This is a genomic window from Metabacillus endolithicus (genome assembly GCF_023078335.1).
GTDB lineage: Bacteria > Bacillota > Bacilli > Bacillales > Bacillaceae > Metabacillus > Metabacillus endolithicus.
Genome location: NZ_CP095550.1, coordinates 3,905,388 through 3,926,638, shown reverse-complemented (window position 1 = coordinate 3,926,638; position 21,251 = coordinate 3,905,388). Strand labels below are relative to the sequence as shown.

Here is a 21,251-nt window from a genome sequence, read left to right as displayed (position 1 = left end):
CTCCCTTTCTCATTTTAGTTCGCCTGCTTTCTTTCTCCTCTAAACTCAATAGGCGTAGTTCCTACATAGTTTTTGAACACCTTAATAAAATAACTTTGGTTATCATATCCAAGTCTTTCACAAATTTTTCCGACTGAATCAGTAGTTTGCTCGAGTAATTCCTTTGCCCTCGTCATCTTTGCCTTCGTTACGTACTCAACAAATGTCTCTCCAACTTCTTTTTTGAAAAGTCTACTAAAATAACTAGGATTTAAATACAAAACATTCGCAACTTCATCAAGTGTAATCTTCTTCTCCAAATGAACTTCTACATATTTACATGCCTCAATTACTTCCTTGCGTCGTGATTGGGTACTAACATCATTAACCGCCAAAAGAAGCATTTCAAAATACTTGATAAGCCAAATTCTTAAATCAGCTAATGAATCAATACTTAGAATTTCTTCATGTAGCACTTCATCTGAGGATTTCGTTCCAAAAAACTGAAGAGCCTTCAATTTCACTTTAAGATCTAGTAGAAGCTTCAATACCCAATCCTTCACAATTTCTGCGGAATATTGTTTTTCTCGGAATACATCTATCCATTTTGTGACTACCGGCTTTACTTTTGAAGCATCTTTAGCAATAATTAGCTGCCTTATTTCAAAGGATGCTTCATCATACCATTCAAATAAACTTTCTCTTGAGCTTTCTTCATGACGCTTTTTTTCGACTGTAGCTTTCTCCATATAAAAACGTTGCTGTGTACTTTCTAGTAAGCTTTTAAGCTTTATTTGAAAGGATTCTTGATCATCTATTAATTCACCAATTAAAAATGAAAGAGAAATATTTAATGTTTTTGAAACATGATTTTGAATCTTTCTTATGCATTCATACGCTTTTCCATAACTGTCTGCTTTTAAGGTTGAATGATAGGAGAAAAACAGGAACGATTCTTTGCTTCCTAATGTAAAGTGAACCGCTCCATCATCATGATTATTAAGAACTTCACCTATAACATTTTGAATAGAAAACACTAATGTATCTTCTGATTGAAAAGACTCTTTAGCAGCTTGATATTCTTGAACAAAACATAGTACAGGAATGTAAGTAGAGCTTTTCAGATTTAACCCAAGAGAATATGCTTCATCATACCAATCTCTAAGACTATAAATTTGTTGATAGATTGATTTCCGAAGAAAATCCCGTTTCATAGACTCACGATTTCTTTCTACTATATTTTCTAATTGAGATTCTTTTCGTTTTTTACTATTTTCTTCATCAAGATTTTTTCTTATTTTGTCTAATAAACCATCCAAATCTTTTGGGTTAAGTGTATCTTTTAGAAGATAATCCTGAACATTTAGTTTTAATGCTTTATGTGCATATTCAAACTCATTGTGGCAAGTTAACATACACACTTTTATATTAGGATTTAATTCCTTTAATTTTTGTGTTAACTCTATTCCATTCATTTTGGGCATCCCAATATCGGTAATGAGGATATCTGGCATTTCATTTAAGGCATGCTGGAGTGCATTCGCTCCATTTTCATGAGTACTTTGAAGAGTTAAACCTAATTGTTTCCATTCGATTATTTCAGATAATAGCTCCAAAACAGGATAGTCGTCATCTACCAGCATTACTTTATACACTATCTTCTCCCCCTCTAGATACAGACATCACTACCTTTGTTCCCTTTCCTTTTTCGCTTTCTATTTCCATATGAAAAGTATCACCAAATGTCATTCTCATCCGTTCATATACATTTGAGATTCCAAGACTTGAGAATCCACTCTTGTTTTGCACAGTTATTGAATCCGAATTTAGACGAAGCTTACTTCGAAGGTTTTTTAATGACTCCTCATCCATTCCTTCACCATTGTCCTCGATCGTAATTAAGAAATCATTTCCTTTAATATAAGCATGTAACAAAATTTCCCCGGCACTTTGGTTTAGTCCATGTATAATAGAATTTTCAATAATAGGCTGTAGAATAAATCTTGGTATCGCTTCCAAATAAGCTGCTGCTGATACACTAATTTCAAATTTCACCGCTTCTTTTTGGCGCATATTCATTAAAGTGACATAATCTTTTACAATGTCTACCTCTTCTTTAAACGAAATCATTCCTTTATCTTTATCAATGGTCATTCGCAATAGCTTAGATAAAGAGCTAATCATTTCTGCACTTTCATAATCACCTTTTTTCATGACTTTCATCCGAATAGAATTTAGGACATTGAATAGAAAATGCGGATTAATTTGAGCCTGTAGCATAGCAAATTCTGCTCTTCGTTTTCTTACTTGAGTTTCAGTGATTTCTCGTATCATTTCATTAATTCGATCAAGCATTGAATCAAACGAAGTTGAAAGTCTCCCTATTTCGTCTTTGCTGTGAATATGTGAACGAACATTTAAATTTCCACTTTGTACAGATGATGCAACATCTCCTAGGTGAACAAGTGGTTTTGTAATGGTTTGAATAACATAAGTTAATAGAAGAAAAAAGATAATAAATGAGATCAATTGAGCCAAAAAAACTTTGTTAAAAATGGAGTTAATTTTAAAGGTTGCTTGTTTATATGGATTTATTGATACTAATTTCCATCCTGTATAAGAAATCTTGTGGTCTGCATAGAGGTAATCTTGATTTGAAATCGTTATAATATTTGAGAAGTCTTTCTTTTTCACTTGCTCTAGATAAGGAAATGATGTTCCGATTTTTTCATTATCAGCATGTGATAGTATTTTATTAGAAGAATCAACTAACATCATTTCTTCTTTACCAGGCATGCTCTCAAATGCTTGTTTTACTTTGTTTTCCATGATTGTCACGACAACATATCCGTATATTTTTAGATTTGAATCTCTTAGCGTTCTTGCGACAGATATTTGATATGGGTTAGATTTTTGTTCAGATTGAAATACAGTTGGCTGACTGCCAATCCATACCGCTTCATATCCAAAAACTCCATCTAGTTCTTTGAACCATTCTTCCTGGAAGAGCTGTTTTGGATTGTATTCACTAAAAGAATAATTGGTGTAATGCTTTCCGTTTTTCAGGAGAATGGTTACATATGACTTTTCACCAAGCAGGGTAATGTTTTCAATTGTTTTTGCTACTTTGCTATATTCCATATAGTTTTCATAGTATTCATCTTGTTGAACAACAGAATTTTCATCTTCTTTTGCATGCTTTTTTAATATGCTGTTAATCTCTGAATCTATTTGAACAAAATTAGCAACATACAGCATATCATCAAGTAATTTTGTTACATATTCACTTGCAAGGTTAAGTTCTCTATTTGCATTTGATAATGCTTGCTCCTTCATGGCATCCTTTGTTAAATAACTGTTGATAAATAACGTAATAATTGCAGGAATCACGATGCAAATAATAGAAGTTAAAATAACTTTATAACGAAAAGAATGGGGCGTCAGCTTTTGCTGTATCCGATTCCACATAACCAATCCTCCTCATTTAAGAAAAAGTTTGAGGGCGGAAACGGTTTTTTACGCCCCTAAATATTAGTTTATCAAACGACTATTGATTATTGTCGATTATTTCTTGTGCACGTTCTTGCGTTGCTTTTAATGTTGCATCAATATCTTGTTCACCTAGAATTAGTTTTTCATATTCTTCATTAACCACTTTATATAGCTCTGCTTGATAAGCTACAGGTGGAATGATTTTAGATGATTTAGCGTTTTTCAGAACACTAACAAGTGACTCACGATCTACCTTATCCGGCGTTGCTGTACCGGCTAATATTCCATCGATAATAGAACCTAGCTCATCATCACTTACACCGTTCCATGAAGGAACATTTTTTCCTTGTACAATTTGTCCTTCAGTTGTATACCAGCGAATAAATTGATATGCTTCTTTTTTGTGCTCTGAATTTGCAGCAACAGACATAAAGTCGGTTGTAACAGGTGTATAGCCACCTTCAGCTCCTGCTTCGTTTTTCGGATAAGGTGCTACAGCTACATTAAAATCAAGTGGGAATTGATCTGTTCCACCAAGCTCCGTATTCATCCAGCTTCCAATTAAGATTGTGCTAGCATCTTGACCAAAGAATTGATTACGATAATGTAGCTTTTGAGAGATAATGTCTGTGTAAGGAACTGATGACTTGTCTTCTAATTCCATTTGAGCACGCATTTCTAACGTTTTCTTGAATAAAGGACTATCAAAGTTTGATGTTCCGTCAGCTTTAACGAACTCCGTATTATCTTCTTCACTAGCAAGAGCTAATTTCATAAACTCCATCCATCCACCACCCTGTGGACCGTGGAAATAAGTTCCGTAATGATCAGCAGTTGTTAGCTTTTTTGCATATTCCATAAACTCATCCCAAGTCCAATCGGTTGGTACTTCTAAACCTGCTTCATCTAAATGATTTTTATTCATAAGAACATACCATGGATTAAATTTGCCTGGTAAAGCATAGTAGCTATCGTCAATTTTGGTATCTACTTTATACTCTTTACTTAATGTATATCCATCTTCTTCAATAAACTCATCAATTGGTGCTACCATCCCTAAAGCAACACGCTGGGCATAGCTTGCTGGGTCACTAAACATAAGAACATCCAATTGTTCACCAGATGCAGCAGCTAAATCAAGCTTTTGAGTAGCTTCTTGAGTATCTCCCTTTTCACTAAGAATAACTAAATCAACGTCAATATTAGGGTGCTCCTCTTCAAAAGCGGAAATTGTTTTTTCCCAATTGTAGCTAGATTCATTACCGTGAGTATGAAATTTGATGGTAACGGCTTCTTCGGATGCATTTGTATCTTTTTCTTCTTCCGATCCAGAAGCACTTTCTCCCCCACCACCTGAACAACCCGCTAAGGTACCAACAAGCATTGTAGAAGCAAATAGTGTTGACCAAAACTTTTTCTTCATCTTACATCCCCCTTTTTCATTTTTAAATCGCTTTCATTCATAAAGAAAGCCCTTTACAACACGAATTATAGCAAAGGGTACTACTCATCAAATGTAAATAATTTTACTTCTATTAAGAATTATTTGACTTTTATTTTGATTATCCTTTTACCCCACCAAGAGCAATTCCTTCAATAACTTGCTTTTGACCAATAATAAATACGATTAATAATGGTAGAATCGCCGACACAGCTGCAGCCATAATAAGAGAATAAAATTCTCCATTAATTGTTGTAAACTTTTGCATAGCTAATTGAATCGTATATAAGGCATCTGTACGTAAGAAAATTAAGGGATTTTGGTAATCATTCCACGTCCATATAAATCTCAAAATCGCATAAGTAGCAACTGCGGGACGGACAATTGGTAGAGCAATAGACCAGAAAATTCGCCAATGACCTGCACCATCTATTTTCGCTGCATCTATATATTCATTATGAATTCCCATAAAGAATTGACGTAGCATAAACGTTCCTAAAACACTAAAGCTTCCTAACAATATAAGACCTAAATGGCTATCAAATAACCCTATATTTCGATATAAAATGAATTGTGGCACCAAGCTTGCTTGTGGTGGAACCATGTAAGTCGCTAGTACAATAAGAAACAACCATTTTCCAGCAGGAAAATCTACTTTAGAAAATCCATAAGCTGCTAGAGCTGAAACCGTACATGATACGAGTGTCGTCAATACGGCTACTTTAATAGAGTTCCAGTAATAAAGGTAAAACGGAAATTCACCAAACCATACTTGTTGGTAGTTATTAAAACCATTCCATCTTTCTGGTATCCATTGAATCGGAAACTTAAATACATCAGCTTCTATCTTAAATGACGTTGAAAGCATCCAAACAAAGGGCAGTAAAAACATGATACTAACGATGAATATGATGATGGTGATCATTATTTTTTGAACATTTAAACGGCTTGTCATATTATCCCCCCTTTAATAATTAACCCATTTTTTCTGACCAATCCATTGGAAGATCGTAATTAAGAAAACAATCAAGAATAAGATTACTGCGATTGCTGAGGAATAACCTATGTCTAGGTTAACAAAAGCTGTATCATATAAGTGCCATACAAGCATACTTGTTGAATGTAGAGGACCACCTTTTGTTAATACAGCGATCAAGTCAAATACTTTAAACGTCGAAATAATACCTGTAATTAACAAGAAAAAGGATGTTGGAGACACCATTGGAAACGTGATATGGCGAAATTTCACCCATGAATTTGCTCCATCCATATCTGCTGCCTCATATAGTTCTTGTGGAATCGATTGTAAACCTGCAATATAGATAATCAAGTTAAAGCCAATCGATATCCAAATTTGAATTAACATAACTGAAATTAATGCAAAATCCGGATCGGCAATCCACTTTGGTGGATCGGCAATTCCTAAAGCCATCAATGTTTGGTTGATAGGTCCTGCAGAAGGATGGAATAATACCTGCCAGACAACCGCAATTGCTACGACACTTGAAATATATGGCATGAAAAATGCGACTTTAAAATAGCTCTTCATGTAAACGCTTTTATCGATAACCACAGCTAATAATAATGAAATTGCCATACAAATAGGTACAGTAAAAATGAAGAGTGCATTATTTAATAGAGACTTTAAAAACACCTTATCATCCATCAAATCTTTAAAGTTATCAAAGCCTACCCACTTTAACTGATCAATACTTTGAATAAACTTCCAATCTGCAAAACTAAGAATAAAAGTAGCGAAAATTGGCAGTAAAACTAAAATCGAAACACCGATCAGCATAGGTGATACAAATAAAAACCCTGCTAAACTTTCTGTTCTTTTAACTGCTCCTCTTTTCTTTCTTAACGAAACATCTGAGGATGTTGATACTTCTGTTTTTGTACTCATCGGGTATCACCTCTCTTTTGTAATATACTTTTATTATAAGAAAGAAAAATTTCAATTACTTAACAGTATTTTGATGAAAGTTATAATAATTTTTACTTTCTCACTTAAACGATTTAGTATTTTCTAGCTTCGTCATAAAAATTGAAAAAGAGAAGTACATTAATGCAAAGCTAATTCCACTTCCAAAAAACAAAAGACCAACACCAGGAAAAAGGATGCTAATTAAAATTCCAGTTCCTATCGATAGCATCATTAAAATAGTTCGACCTGGAAACGAAGCACCTAGGAGGATAGCAGATTTAAAGTAGTGAAGGATCGAACCCTCGAAATGAACATAAACCGGAAATATATACACTGTAATAATTAGCATTAAAATGAAAGCTATAACAAAGAAACTTAAAAACATATAATGTAAAATTCCTTGCATTGAGTTGATTAAAACTAAATCAACATACATAAATAAGACTGAAACTAAAAGGCAACTCCATAAAATATTTGCCTTCTTAAATTCACTTTTATAAACTGACAAGAATAATGGAAAGATTGCGATACTACTTTCCCCCATAATCCACTTACGTAAAATTGTAAACATAGCCACCGTTGCAGGCGCAAAACCTAAAACACCAAATCCCACTACTGTAAAACCCAGCCATAATAAATTTAGATAAGCTAACTTACTAATCCAATCACAAACCCGTAACAAGCCTCCCATCCAGCTAGACGATTCCAAAACGTCTCCTCCATTTCATGTTGAAGTATTACGTTTAATAATAGAGTGAATGATTTTATGTGAAGTAGCATATTTTTTACTACTTTTTATAAAATTTTTACTTATTCATGTACAAATAAAAAATAGTGCACCTCCTCAAAGAGTCATGCACTATTTTTCTTGTTTGTTTGCTTGGATTTAAATGGTTTATTTACTTTAAATCTTCCATCTTCACAGCATCCATGTCTGTGAACGTATAATTTTCTCCCGCCATTGCCCAAATGAATGTGTAATTACTTGTTCCAACACCTGAATGAATAGACCATGGTGGAGATAGGACCGCTTGTTCATTTTTCACTAATAGATGACGAGTTTCTTTAGGCTCACCCATGAAGTGGAAAACTCTTGAATTTTCATCCATATCAAAGTAGAGATAAACTTCCATACGACGGTCATGTAAATGAGCAGGCATTGTATTCCACATGTTGTTTGGCTCTAATAACGTCATTCCCATCATTAGTTGACAGCTTTGAATACCGTCTGCATGAATATATTTATAAATTGTACGTTTATTTGATTCACTATCAGAACCTAAATGAGTTGGTTCTGCATCTTCGATTGGTGCCTTTTTTGTAGGATATTGCTTATGTGCTGTAGTAGAAACAATGTAGAACTTTGCAGGATCAGAAGCATTGCTGCTTTCAAATAATACTTCCTTGTTTCCCATCCCAACATATAAACAGTCTCTTTTATTTAATGTATAAGCTTGCCCATCAACTAAAACTGTACCTTCAGCGCCAATGTTAATAATTCCAACTTCGCGTCTTTCTAAGAAATAGTCTGTTTTTAATGTTTCTTGATCCTCTAACTTAAGAGATTGGCTAGTTGGAATAAATTTCACCAGTTACAACACGATCATAGTGAGAGTATGTCATGTTAATTTCACCTTGAACAAAAAGTGAATCAATTAAAAAATCATTTCTTAATCTTTCCGTTGTATATGATTTAAAATCTGTTGGATTTGTAGCGTGTCTGATTTCCATTAAAAATTTCCCCTTTCGAATTTGCTTAATTTAGTACACTAAGTGCTTATGAACTCATCCATCCACCATCAACACATAAAATATGACCGTTCACATAACTTGAAGCATCTGATGCTAAAAAGATGACAGCACCTTTTAGATCTTCAGGTGTTCCCCAGCGACCTTGTGGAATTCTAGATGTAATATACTCATTTCTATCTTTGTTTGCACGAAGCTGTGCTGTGTTATCTGTTTCCATATATCCTGGTGCGATAGCGTTTACATTCACACCTCTACTTGACCATTCATTTGCAAGAGATTTTGTTAATCCTGCAACAGCATGTTTACTCGCTGTATATGCTGGTACTCTTAATCCCCCTTGAAACGAAAGCATTGAGGCAACATTCACAATTTTACCTGAGCCATTTTCAAGCATATGTTTACCAACTTCTCTGCATAATTGAAAAACAGAGTGTTGATTGACTTTAATCACTTCAAACCAATCATCATCGGAGAAATTTTCTGCATCAGATCTTCTAATAATTCCTGCATTATTAACTAAAATATCAATCTTGTTTGTTAGGTTAAGGGCCTCTGATACTAATTGTTCAGCAGCATGATCTACTGATAAATCAATTTTCAGACCATGAAATACGCCACCAGCCGCTTCAATTTTTTCTTTTGTTTCGGACATATCACTCATACCGGCTCCAATAACAGTTGCTCCTGCTTCTGCTAGACCAACAGCCATTCCCTGTCCTAGTCCTCGACTTGCTCCTGTTAAAAGAGCAACCTTTCCTTCCAGTGAAAAAAGTGAACCCATTTTCGTACCTCCTCTTGCACCAATATGTTCTTTATTGTTTGTTTTGGTTCATTATAGTTTGATTATAACATAAATAAAAAAGATGACAACGATTAATTGTTCGTTTATCATCTTTTCTTCTAATTTTATACATTTGCTAGATGTAATCGCACATGACTATTTTCTAGTGTTTCTTTTATCTGAGGATCAAGGTTTGTATCTGTTACAATCTCATTTACTTCATCAAATTGTGCAAATTGTATAAGAGCAACCTTCTCAAATTTTGATGAATCAGCTAACAACGTAATATGATCCGCACATGATATGATTTGTTTTTTCCAATCAGCATGTATGCTATTAAAAACGGTTAAACCATGTTCAACTGAGATTCCTGTTGTACCGAAAAATAAACGATTTACTCTCATTCGTTTTAGCATTTCGGTTGCTTGAGCCCCCATTAAAGAAGAAGATTTATCAATTCTTGTTCCACCTAAAACCATTAATTGTACATTGCTTTTTGTAAGCAAAACATTGGCAATTTTTAAGTCATTTGTAATGACGGTGATAGGAAATTCTCCAAGTAACTCTGCAATAGCAATTGTTGTACTGCCTCCGTCCATTAAAATCGTTTCATTCGGTTCAATGAGCTTGACAGCCTCTCTAGCAATCGCAGATTTTACATCACTATATCCCGATTGTCGTTCCGCAATCGGCAGCATTCTTCCTTCATCCTCTGCCAATACGGCCCCACCATGAATTCGATTTAGAAGACCTCTCTTTTCTAATAACTCCAAGTCCCCGCGAATTGTTTTCTCTGTTACATCTAACAGCTTACTAAGCTCAGATACTTTTACAATCTTATTTTTATCTAGTTGATCTAAAATACGTTCATGCCGTTCCACTGCAAGCATTATATATGTCCCCCGTTATTTTCTTTATTTTACTATTATAGGACAGGATTGAACAAAAACAAACCTAGTATAAAAGGTGCAGTTTTCTTTTTTCAGAAACTCTCCTATTGTTCGTTATTGTTTTAATTTTATCTTTAATGTTTCATTTCGTAAATACAGTATATTATTTCATTGGTTATTTCTCTAGACTTTTTTGTCAGTCTTAGTGTACTTTGTTGATGAAGTTGAGGACAGACCCGTTCCATTGCGCTCCAGACACTTACTTTCCGCGGGGCGTGCGCTGAGCCACCACGGCTTTAAGCCTGCGGGGTCTCACCTGTCCCGCTGCTCACGTAGGAGTCAAGTGTCTTCCGCTCCATTCCACTATCGTTTGCAAAAAGTTACAGAATAACAATCTATAAGTACAACTTACAAAAAGGACGTTCTCTTAAATTAACCGATAAATTTGATTAGCACAATCTTGGAAGTATGTGTCTCCAAGTATTAGTTGTGTTTTCACTAAATTAGAAAAAAAATAAACGGGAAAATTCCGTTTAAATCGTGAAATATCAATATTCTCTGCAAAATAAGGTGAGTTTTTCCGCTTATTTGAACATAATCTTTAAATTTAGTTATATATAGAGAAATTAACCGGAATATATCCGCTTATATCGGCTTCTTAAGCACCTACTAGATAACTTAACCGGAATTTCTCCGCCTATCAATTCCTATACCTCCACGAAAAAATTTTATCTAACTTGAATATCCAAAAACCCACCACTTTCACCCCAATTAATTTAGCAAAAGAAACTCGTCACTGCCACTATCTTTTGTGATCCTGTTGTAAGCAATGCCAATTAGCGTTCATTTATGAAAAACCTTGATAAGCAACAAAAAAGATACAGCCCAATTCAGTTGCGAATTTGGCTGTATCTTTTTTGTTTGATGAATAAGTTTTTGTACTCGAAAACCGAACTACTTACGAGTAAAGGAAAGCGCCTTCATATTAGTTAACTTAATAATAGAAGCTTTTAACAATTACACCTAAACACCCGAATATGACATAAATCCACTATCAACAGGAACTGTAATACCTGTTACAAATCCTGCTGTGGTTTCGTCTACTAACCAAAGCAGTGTTCCTAGTAAGTCTTCTAGTTTACCGAATCTTCGCATTGGGGTATGTGCAATAATTTTCTCAGAACGATCTGTTAAGCTTCCATCTTCATTTTGCAGTAGATTTTTATTTTGTTCAGTTAGGAAGAATCCGGGTGCCATTGCATTCACACGAATACCAGCATCAGCCATATGTACTGCAAGCCATTGTGTAAAGTTGTCGATTGCTGCTTTTCAGCGCTGTATGCCGGAACTTTAGTCATTTCCACCTGTGACAACAGCTACTCTGCCTTTTAATTGATTATGAATCGGCAGCATTATTAGTTCCTCCTGTGTGCTCTTTCTAATGAATCCCAAATTCACCAAAGGTACATGATACCTAATGCTCTGTCATATAAGCCATAACCTGGTCTACATTTTTCATCCCAAATATGTCTACCATGATCTGGTCTTGCATAACCATCAAAGCCTATTTCATGGTATGCTTTAACAATTTCATAAATATCAACAGAACCATCAGATGTTCGATGAGAGGTTTCAATAAAATCACCGTTTTCATAAATCTTTACATTTCGAATATGTGCAAACGGAATGCGATCTGCAAATTCGCGTACCATCTCCGCAATATTATTAGATGGATTTGCTCCAAGTGATCCACTACAAAGTGTGACACCGTTTGATTTACTATCTAAAACATCTAAGATCCTTCTAATATTTTCTTTATTACAAACAATTCTAGGCAATCCAAAAATAGGCCATGGCGGATCATCTGGATGGATTCCCATTCTTACACCGTTTTTCTCTGCAACAGGAATGACTTCTTTTAAAAAATAAGCTAGATTTTGAAATAAATCTTCCTGAGTAACGCCTTTATATGCTTCAAAAAGCTCCTGTAATCGTGATAATCTTTCTGGCTCCCAGCCTGGCAATGTAAATGTTGAGTTTTTAGAAATATTTTCGACTAATTCTTTTGGATCCATTCCAACTACTTTTGCTTTTTCATAGAAAAGAGCCGTTGAACCATCTTCCATTTCTTTAAATAATTCTGTTCTCGTCCAATCAAAAATGGGCATGAAATTATAGCATATGACTTTTACGCCAACTGTTGCTAACTTCTCAATCGTCCTTTTATAGTTTTCAATATATTTATCTCTTGTAGGTAATCCTAGTTTAATATCTTCATGTACATTAACGCTTTCAACAACATCTATATTCAATCCGTATTCATCTGCTTGTTTTTTCACTTCGTTGATTTTGACAATTGGCCACTCTTCACCTGCTTGAACATCATGAAGTGCCCACACAATTCCTTCCACACCAGGAATTTGCTTGATCTGCTTAAGGGTAATGCTATCATTTCCCTCACCATACCACCTAAATGTCATTCTCACTTTAACTAACCTCCAAGATTGCCTGAGAGATTTCAAGCAAGGAAAATGTTTTTGTTGCCATGAGCTTTTTCATTTATTTCTTCAAATGGTAAACTTCAGTTAGATACTATTTCTAGCTTCTCTTACAATTTCACAATATTGCTTTGCAAGTTTTGCTACTTCATCAAAATTTCCTGTTTTAGCAGGCTTTGATAAATCACTACCGATACCAATCGCAACAGCTCCATTTTTTATCCATTGATCTGCATTTTGAAGGTTTACCCCACCAGTTGGCATAACAGATGCTTGAGGGATAGGTCCCTTGATTGATTTAATAATAGAAGGATCAAATGTATTTCCTGGGAATAGCTTCACAACATCTGCTCCATATTCCATAGCTGTTTTAATTTCAGTAATTGTCATACAACCGGGCATGTATGGAATTTGATATCTATTACAAAGCATAGCTGTATCTTTATCAAAACATGGACTAACAATATACTCGGCCCCTGCCAAAATAGCAATTCTAGCAGTCTCACTATCTAGCACACTTCCTGCACCAAGAATTAATTCATCTGAATGAAATTTCAATTTTAAGGATTTGATAACATCTGTTGCTCCAGGAACAGTTAATGTTACTTCAATCGCCTTAATTCCACCTTCAATACATGCATTGGAAATGTTTACTGCTTCTGTTTCGTTTTCTGCACGAACAACGGCTACAACACCTGACTCTACGATTTTATTTAGGATATCAAGTTTTTTTATCATACGTTTTTTTGTTACGAGTGTATCGTAACTTCCTCCTAACTTATTCTTATTTTATTCTTTAATAGTTACCTCTCAATAAAATCCTTTTCACCTAATCTTATTTGAATATCTTCCAAATAAGGAAGCCCTTCATTATCTCCAGAAACACCAACAACCATTGAGCCAACTGTATTTGCAAAGTGAAGAATTTTTTCTAGTGACCAATTTTGCAGAACACCATAAACAAAGCCTGCATCAAAACCATCACCAGCACCTACCGTATCAACAACCTTTTTTGGTGGAACAGGAGGAGATTCTATTGTTTTTCCATTATGGTAGCCTATCGAACCTTGATCGCCTTTTTTAATAGCTACATATGAAATACCCATATTTATTGCTTTTTCAATAATCTCATTTTCATCTGTTGTTCCTAACAATAACTCAGCTTCTTCAACACCTGTTAAGAAAATATCAACAAATGGAAGAACCTCTGTTAAAACCTCTTTTGCTCTTTCTTTGCTCCAAAGCTTTAAGCGAATATTTGGATCAAATGATATTAGTAAATTATGTTGTTTAGCTAAGGTAATCGAACGTTTTATTATTTCCACGTTTTTCTCATCAATTGCCGGGAATACTCCAGTAATATGAAGCACCTTTGTATTCTCAAAATATGAATCTGTTAAACTTTCAGGTGTTAACGTTAAAGTTGGAGATTTCATACGATAATAAAATGTTCTTCCTGATCCATCCTCTAGCACCTCTTTAAAATTAACGGATGTTGGATAACCATCAACAAGCTTTAATTGCGAAGTATCAATACCTTCTCCACGAACAAAGTGTTGAATATAACGACCAAACTCGTCATTACCTAAGCGACTGATCCATCCTGCCTGTAAGCCAAGTCTTGCACAACCAATTGCGAAGTTAAGCTCTGCTCCTCCAACATTTCGTTCATACGTATGAACAAAACGCATTGGCCCCTTTGTACTTGGATTCATCGTAATCATCGCATCACCGATTGTAATAATATCTTTCATTACCTATTCACTCCTTTGATTTTGATTAACAAGAATTTCTAATCACAAGTTCAGGTTCAAAACGATATACTGTGGTTTTCTCTTGATATTCAGGATCCTTAATTTTATTTAATAGTAACTCTGCAGCTCTTTTCCCCATGTCAAAAGTTGGTTGGGCAATTGTTGTTAATTGGGGGGTGAAAAAACTGGCAAATGAAACATCATCAATTCCGATAATGGCTAGATCTTCAGGAATAGATACTTTATTTTCCTTTGTAAACTTTAAGATCTCCATGAGAGTTAGGTCATTCCCGGCAATAATTGCTTGTGGCGGACATTCCAGAGAAAGCATCTCCTTTAAGCCTTGTTGAATATGATGAAGATCAAGAGTACTAATATATTCTTCATTAAAATCTAAATTGTTTTCTTGTAATGCCTTTTTGTATCCATTGATTCGCTCAATACGTGGTGTAACATGCCTTGAAATAGATGTTGTCATGATCCCTATTTGTTCATAACCTTTGTCAACTAAATGATCAACTGCCATCTTGATAGCCTTTTCATTATTTAGCATAATTGTAGATGCTGGAATTTCTTCTACAACTCGATCAAAAAACACAAGTGGGTACTTTCTTTTCATCAAACTTTTATAAAGATCAATATTTCCCCCAGTAGGGAAAATGATTAGACCATCCACCTGCTTTGCAATTAGCATTTCAATGTAGTTTTTTTCCTTTTCAGGTTCATCATCGGCATTGCAAACAATGATATGAAACCCCTGTTCATTACATATATCTTCAATTGCTCGTATAACTTGAGTTGAAAACGCATGCAAAATATTCGCCACGATCACACCTATTGTTGAGGTGGACTTTTGCTTTAAGCTTCTAGCTACGATGTTCGGTTGATAACCTAGTTCCTCAATTGCTTGACGTATTCGCTCTTTCGTTTTTTCGCTCATATAATCATAGCGTTTGTTTAAATACTGTGAAACGGTACTTTTTGATACATTTGCTTGTTTAGCAACATCAGAAATCGTGATTGCTTTCATAGTTCTCTCCAATACTAAATCGATAAAAATAAATAACTTTTTTATAAACCGATTTACTAAACCGGTTTAGTATCTAACTAATTTGAATTATACGACATTTATATTTAGCCATCAAGAATAATTTATACAAAAAGGTGTAGCTTTTTAGTCTACACCTTTGAATACCTAAGTATTTTCCATGCTACTATTCAAAAAGCTTGTTAATTCTTTTTCCCTTCTTTTTGAAACCAGAATATAGAGAAAATCACCAGCATGAATTTTTGTCTCTCCATGAGGTGTTACTAAATCTCCATTCCTAATGATGGCATTAATAAGTACTTCTTTAGGAAACTTTATGTCCTTTAACAGCTTATTTGTAATAATGGACGTTTCACTTACCTCAAACTCAACAATTTCTGCATTTGCTTTACCAATTGAAACAAGTTCCAATGAATGCGGTGCCTCTACTTTTTTAGGACCATTCAGCCCTAATTTGCTTGCGATCAAAGAAATCGTAGAGCCTTGTATTAAGGCAGATGTTAACACAACAAAGAAGACAACATTAAAGAATAACTGACTGTTTTCCAGACCCATCGTCATCGGAAACGTTGCAAGTACAATTGGAACTGCACCTTTTAAGCCTGCCCAAGACAGAAATACTTTCTCCTTATTTGTAAACCCTAATTTTATTGTCGAGAGAAAAACTGCTACAGGTCGAGCAATAAAAATTAAAATAATTGCCAGTAAAAGACCTTTAAAAATAATATAAGTATTTAAAAATTGTGATGGAAACACTAGCAATCCTAAAATGATAAACATTAAAATCTGCATCATCCACGCAAAGCCTTCGTTAAACCTGAAGATTGAGTGACGGTAAGTTAAATCCCCGTTTCCTATCACAAGTGCTGCAATATAAACTGCTAACAGCCCACTTGCACCAATAATGTCAGTTAAGCTATATGTTAATAGTGAAAAAGCTAAGGCAAAGATCGGATAAAGTCCACTTGAATCTAAATTGATTTTATTGATTGCAAACCCTGCAAACTTACCAAAAAGAAGACCCATTACTAATCCAGCACCCATTTGCCAAATAAATGAGCCTATTAACAACAAGTATGAAGCATTATCCACCGTCATTAACTCAATAATAGATAATGTAAGAAACATAGCCATTGGGTCATTTGTTCCAGATTCCGCTTCAAGTGTGGAACTTAATCTATCACGTATATTTTGTCCCTTTAATACGGCAAATATCGCCGCAGCATCTGTTGAACCAACGATTGCCCCAAATAAAAATCCTTCAAGCCAGCTTACATCAAAGATTAGTTTTGCCGCCACTGCAACAACAATTGTCGTAAGCAAAACACCAATTGTTGCAAGAGATAGTGATGGCACAGTTACTGCTTTAACCGATGACCATTTTGTTTGTAATCCACCTTCAAAAAGAATAACAACTAAAGCAAATATCCCGATTAATTGCGTTAATTCAGGATTATCAAAATGAATTAGCCCCTAAACCATCACTCCCCATCATCATTCCGACCATTAAGAATAGAACAAGGGCAGGGACACCCAATCTTGTTGAGAACTTAGTTGTTAGTACTCCTAGAATTAATAGCACTGCTGTAAAAAAAATAAAATATTCTATATTTATATGCTCCAAAACATAACTCCTCTCTTTGGTGTGAAATACATCTGATTGTTTTTAATCCAAGTTCAATACCTTTATTATAATATTTTGCCCCACAAAAAACATGAATGACGCTGTTTATTGTAAAACAAATTACCAAAGACATGACAAAAAGCCTGGAATAATTGGAGAAAATACCTCCTTATTCCAGGCTTTTTATATTCTACTATTTACTGTTCAACTAATTCCTCTGCTGCTGCTTCTAGATCAAGCTGAGCTGCAACTACTTTTTCTAATGTAGATTGTGGGTTTTTCAATGCTTCTTTGGCAGTTTGTAATGCCTTATGAAATACTTTCCAGCTTTCCTTTGTGTAATCTTTATGGTTTTTATCTTTATGTGTATCATACAGTTTCTGCAATTCTTCCTTATTTACTTCCACTTTATTTTTCCCTTTAATAACATCAATACCATCTAAAGTAAATGTACCGCCTTTAACAACAATTCTTGCCGTATGATTTGTATCTTTAAGGCCTCTAATGTGATAAGAGTTTAGCCTGTCTCCATTTGCATAAATTCTAAAATTTTCTTCAATTAGAAGATCATCAATATAAACATCGATCAAAGCATCTGGAGTAGCACCAAATAAGTTAAAGCCGGATCCTTCAAAATCAAAGATCATGCTACTCTTTGCGCTATTTGCTTCAGGAGTACTGTATATATTCACTCCTCTGTAATCCATAAACGTCTCTTTGCGTTCATTATCTTTTAATGATACTTTCAATGTGTGTGATTTTTCTTCAAGTCCTCTTACTGAATACCTTACACCCGTATTAGGATCAACAGCAAAGTCACCTACATCCACTCCATCAAGCTCAAAATTATAAAGTGACTTCTCTCCAGTTCCTGCAAGATAGTCAATACCTGATCCTGTAAAATTGATTAAGATATAAGGATCATCATCGAATTTCGCCCATGCATTCGTATTGTTTGATCCCCAAACAGCATTTTTTCTAAAGGCATAAACCGTGTTTTCGTTATTCCCTATTTCTGCTTCATCAGATATTTTAACTATCTCAGTTGGTCCCATCTTTTTAACTGCTAATACCGGATCGGTTGTTGTAATTTCAGCTTTTGTAAAACTAGTATACTTTTCTTTAGAAACAACTTTAAGTGTGTGTTCTTTATCCTCAAGATTCTCCGCAGACCAAACCATTTGAGTAATTGAACTGTTATTTAAATAATTTGCTTCACCTACTAGCTCTCCATCAAGGTATATATCTGCTTTTCCATTTGAAGGGTTTGTGACACCAAATAGCCTTATTTCAGTTCCTTTAAATGTGATTTCAAAGGAAGCACCCTCTGAACCCCAAGTGTTAGAACTGTTAGATGACCAACTTCCTGAATAAAATACCTTGTGTAATGTTCCTTGAACACTTGTAGAATCTCCGAAGCCTACTGTTACCCCATTCCAAACCGGAATATCTGTACGAGCTGTCATTTGTGTACGGTTAAAATGAGCGTATCCAGCTTGGGTATAGTTCCAGTCACCAACATATCCAATCGGATTTAATGAATCGGAATTGTTTAGAGCCTCCTCCTCTGTATCGTATACCTTACCTTGTGCACTGTCATATTTGTCTGATTGATACGTATATCCTTTTATTGGATCAACACGTAAATTATCAATTAAAGTTTCATAATAACCAGAACCTAATGCCACTCTACCAGCCATTACTGTAGAATCTTCGTCTGTGTACGAGTCAATTTCAGCTCCATCTAAATAAAGTGTAAACACATTTTCTTTTGCTTCAAACGCTAGATTATGCCACACTTTATTATTGAAGTTCTCAATTGTTCCACTTTTTTCAACTTTACCAAGCTTTAGAATTTCATAACGACCATCAGAAAAAACGCGTGCATTGTAAGGTGCATGTGAATCTGCTCCACCAGCTTTTACTTGACGCACACCTATAAGTGCATAATTACTTCTACCTTCTACTTCAGGTGTATGAGTATCCAATAAAAAGTCATAAGAAGCTTTATAGTTAACCCAACGATGATCACCTATCGTCGTATTTGGATTACTGGATGATGCTGTACCATCTTTACCACCCCAAACTGCCCAATCTGCACCAATGGTCTCAGGTGTCATCATCTGTTGCAGCATATTACCATGTTTTTTGCTATCTGGAATATTCAAATTAACACGTTCAGCGCTTCCACTCGTTTTTTGTTTAGTTGCACTCTGAACGACTTCAAAAGCTCCAATTTGATCTGTTGTATATCTTGGTGTTCCTCCACGGCGCTCAACATAATCTCTGCCTTTTTCATCAACAGGATAGTTTTTATATTCAAAATCATCCTTGTAAGGTAAAGGTAAAATCGTGTCTTTTGAAACATCAACAGGCTCTGATTCATATTCAAAATCTTTCACTTCTGATTTCTTGTCTAAAGTTGAAATTGTTACGATCGAATAAGGTTTAACCTCAACTTCATATTCTCCGTCCTTTGGAGTGATAGTATTGATATGCTTAAACCAATTATCATCATAATTTTGTCCTTCATCTGCTCCTCGTGTTTCCCAAACATAAATTGGAGCATTTTCTTTTCCATTTAAATTCTGTGCTTTTATTTTATATTTACGAGTCTCTTTCGTGTTATTGGCAAACACTGTTGTATAATCATCTGATTCTGGATCTTTTAACGTTAAATAGTTATGAGTACTAGTGTCAACGTCTACTCCACCATCAAAAAAGTTACCGTCACTAAATGTTGCATCTTTCACATACATCCAGCGCTCGTTTTCTGGTGTAGAATGGTCATCATATCCAACAAAATTCATAACATGACGGACTCCTTGTAATCCTCCATCAACTTCATAAAAGCCTGACCACGGATCATAGGCACTAATAAGATGTTTTGGATTATACTGAGAGCCTTCATAAAATGCTGCCACAGACGGCTGAAAATCAAATGAAACAGCATTTAGCGGGTTATTTGTTGCCCCAGTCCACGAATAGACCGAAATAATTCGTGATGTAACATCAATGATTCCAGCCTTTCCTCCAAGTCCTTTATAGTTTGGCTCCATATTTTCACGATAACGAGCATTAATCATCGGAGCAATCCCCTCTGAAACCCAAACTTCTTTAGGTTTCTGTCCTTCAGCGATCAGTTTATTTTGCAATTGTGTTAATTCATTTGATCCTGTTAAACCATAATGAGAACTAATCACATCAATTTCATCAATCAAATCTTGATGCTCAAGCAATGTTCGACTAATTGTAGATGTATCACGATAACCATCTGCAGCAACTAGTTTAATATGTTTATAGTCACTTTCGTAATTCGTCTCTTCTTTAATTTTTGAAGTAAAGTATTTAAGCCACTCAAGCTCAATTTTTCCGTTATTATTTTGTGCACGTTCGTTTTGAGAGATGCCAACATAATCTAGTTTGAAGCCATACTCTTCATACACAGCATCAATCGTTTGTTTATACCATTGATATCGATTCTCGTAATCTCCTTTTGAAGCGCCATTCCAAGAAAAGCGTGGCTCCCCCCAGCGCAAAATTTCAACTGTAATATCTTCGTTAATCGATTTTGCATCAGCAGCAAATTGAAATCCTGCTCCTCTCAGAACATTAGCAGGCTCATCTTCATATCTCATTGTGGCAGGCTCAGTTCCCGATGAAGAATTCACATCTCCACCTAACTCTACTTTCACATGTGCCAACCCAGCTCCCGTGTTTTTATTAAAAAGTTTATTCATCATTTCCCAGTATTCTTTAGGATGCTCTTCTTTGTAATCTAACATTAAACGAGATGTATTATTGGCTGTAACTGTTCCAAATCCTTTGAATCGGTTATGTTCATCTACCTTTGTTCCATCAATGGTAATTGTTTTAGTGATTTCTTCTGCTTTAGCTTCATTATTATTCATAAATACACCTGAACCCAGAAGCATAGAGGCAATACAAGATACCCCTATAAGTTTCTTAAATGTTTTTCTCTTCAAAATGCATGACTCCTTTCTAGTAATGAATGGGAGTAATAAATTTAGCTTCTCCTTTTTTAGTAGAAAAATAGTTTCATTT

The 21,251-nt window shown here is 34.9% G+C and carries 13 protein-coding genes and 3 pseudogenes; all 16 read right to left on the bottom strand.

From position 1 onward, the window contains the following. Positions 1–14: 14 nt before the first annotated feature. The 16 genes and pseudogenes from MVE64_RS19935 to MVE64_RS19860 all read right to left on the bottom strand — a co-directional run bounded on the left by MVE64_RS19935 (position 15) and on the right by MVE64_RS19860 (position 21,172). Positions 15–1,634, bottom strand: coding sequence for a response regulator transcription factor (locus MVE64_RS19935; protein ID WP_247340592.1), 1,620 nt, complete (start codon positions 1,632–1,634; stop codon positions 15–17). Further along, entirely contained in the window at positions 1,627–3,447 is a 1,821-nt protein-coding gene (locus MVE64_RS19930; protein ID WP_247340583.1) for a cache domain-containing sensor histidine kinase, read from the bottom strand. The genes MVE64_RS19935 and MVE64_RS19930 overlap by 8 nt, the downstream gene beginning before the upstream one ends. Before the next feature lie 79 nt (positions 3,448–3,526). Beyond that, positions 3,527–4,894 carry an ABC transporter substrate-binding protein gene (locus tag MVE64_RS19925; protein ID WP_247340581.1) on the bottom strand — a complete coding sequence of 456 codons (1,368 nt, stop codon included), beginning with the start codon at positions 4,892–4,894 and terminating at the stop codon, positions 3,527–3,529. 139 nt (positions 4,895–5,033) lie between these two features. Beyond that, on the bottom strand, positions 5,034–5,867 hold the full coding sequence (locus MVE64_RS19920; RefSeq protein ID WP_247340579.1) for a carbohydrate ABC transporter permease: 834 nt from the start codon (positions 5,865–5,867) through the stop codon (positions 5,034–5,036). A gap of 12 nt (positions 5,868–5,879) precedes the next feature. Then, a complete protein-coding gene (locus MVE64_RS19915; protein WP_247340577.1) occupies positions 5,880–6,818 on the bottom strand; it encodes a carbohydrate ABC transporter permease in 939 nt (312 codons plus the stop codon). 100 nt (positions 6,819–6,918) lie between these two features. Then, complete coding sequence (locus MVE64_RS19910; protein ID WP_247340576.1) at positions 6,919–7,548, bottom strand: YesL family protein; 630 nt, start codon at positions 7,546–7,548, stop codon at positions 6,919–6,921. Between the two features lie 190 nt (positions 7,549–7,738). Further along, positions 7,739–8,570: pseudogene (gene kduI, locus MVE64_RS19905) on the bottom strand (5-dehydro-4-deoxy-D-glucuronate isomerase). A gap of 46 nt (positions 8,571–8,616) precedes the next feature. Then, the gene (gene kduD / locus MVE64_RS19900; protein ID WP_247340575.1) at positions 8,617–9,372 is read right to left on the bottom strand and encodes a 2-dehydro-3-deoxy-D-gluconate 5-dehydrogenase KduD; all 756 of its coding nucleotides are present in this window, start codon (positions 9,370–9,372) and stop codon (positions 8,617–8,619) included. Between the two features lie 125 nt (positions 9,373–9,497). Continuing rightward, a complete protein-coding gene (locus MVE64_RS19895; RefSeq protein ID WP_247340574.1) occupies positions 9,498–10,262 on the bottom strand; it encodes a DeoR/GlpR family DNA-binding transcription regulator in 765 nt (254 codons plus the stop codon). 1,023 nt (positions 10,263–11,285) lie between these two features. After that, positions 11,286–11,620: pseudogene (locus tag MVE64_RS19890) on the bottom strand (SDR family oxidoreductase); the annotation flags it as partial. Between the two features lie 96 nt (positions 11,621–11,716). Further along, positions 11,717–12,748, bottom strand: coding sequence for a mannonate dehydratase (gene uxuA / locus MVE64_RS19885; RefSeq protein WP_247340573.1), 1,032 nt, complete (start codon positions 12,746–12,748; stop codon positions 11,717–11,719). Positions 12,749–12,847: 99 nt separating this feature from the next. Then, complete coding sequence (locus MVE64_RS19880; protein WP_247347162.1) at positions 12,848–13,495, bottom strand: bifunctional 4-hydroxy-2-oxoglutarate aldolase/2-dehydro-3-deoxy-phosphogluconate aldolase; 648 nt, start codon at positions 13,493–13,495, stop codon at positions 12,848–12,850. A gap of 68 nt (positions 13,496–13,563) precedes the next feature. Then, a complete protein-coding gene (locus tag MVE64_RS19875) occupies positions 13,564–14,514 on the bottom strand; it encodes a sugar kinase (RefSeq protein ID WP_247340572.1) in 951 nt (316 codons plus the stop codon). 25 nt (positions 14,515–14,539) lie between these two features. Further along, positions 14,540–15,544, bottom strand: a complete 1,005-nt coding sequence (locus MVE64_RS19870) for a LacI family DNA-binding transcriptional regulator (protein ID WP_247340571.1) — start codon at positions 15,542–15,544, stop codon at positions 14,540–14,542. Between the two features lie 165 nt (positions 15,545–15,709). Beyond that, positions 15,710–17,186 (bottom strand): annotated as a pseudogene (locus tag MVE64_RS19865) (potassium/proton antiporter). 197 nt (positions 17,187–17,383) lie between these two features. Further along, positions 17,384–21,172 (bottom strand): S-layer protein, encoded by a 3,789-nt coding sequence (locus tag MVE64_RS19860; protein ID WP_247340570.1) that lies wholly within the window; start codon positions 21,170–21,172, stop codon positions 17,384–17,386. Positions 21,173–21,251 lie beyond the last annotated feature (79 nt).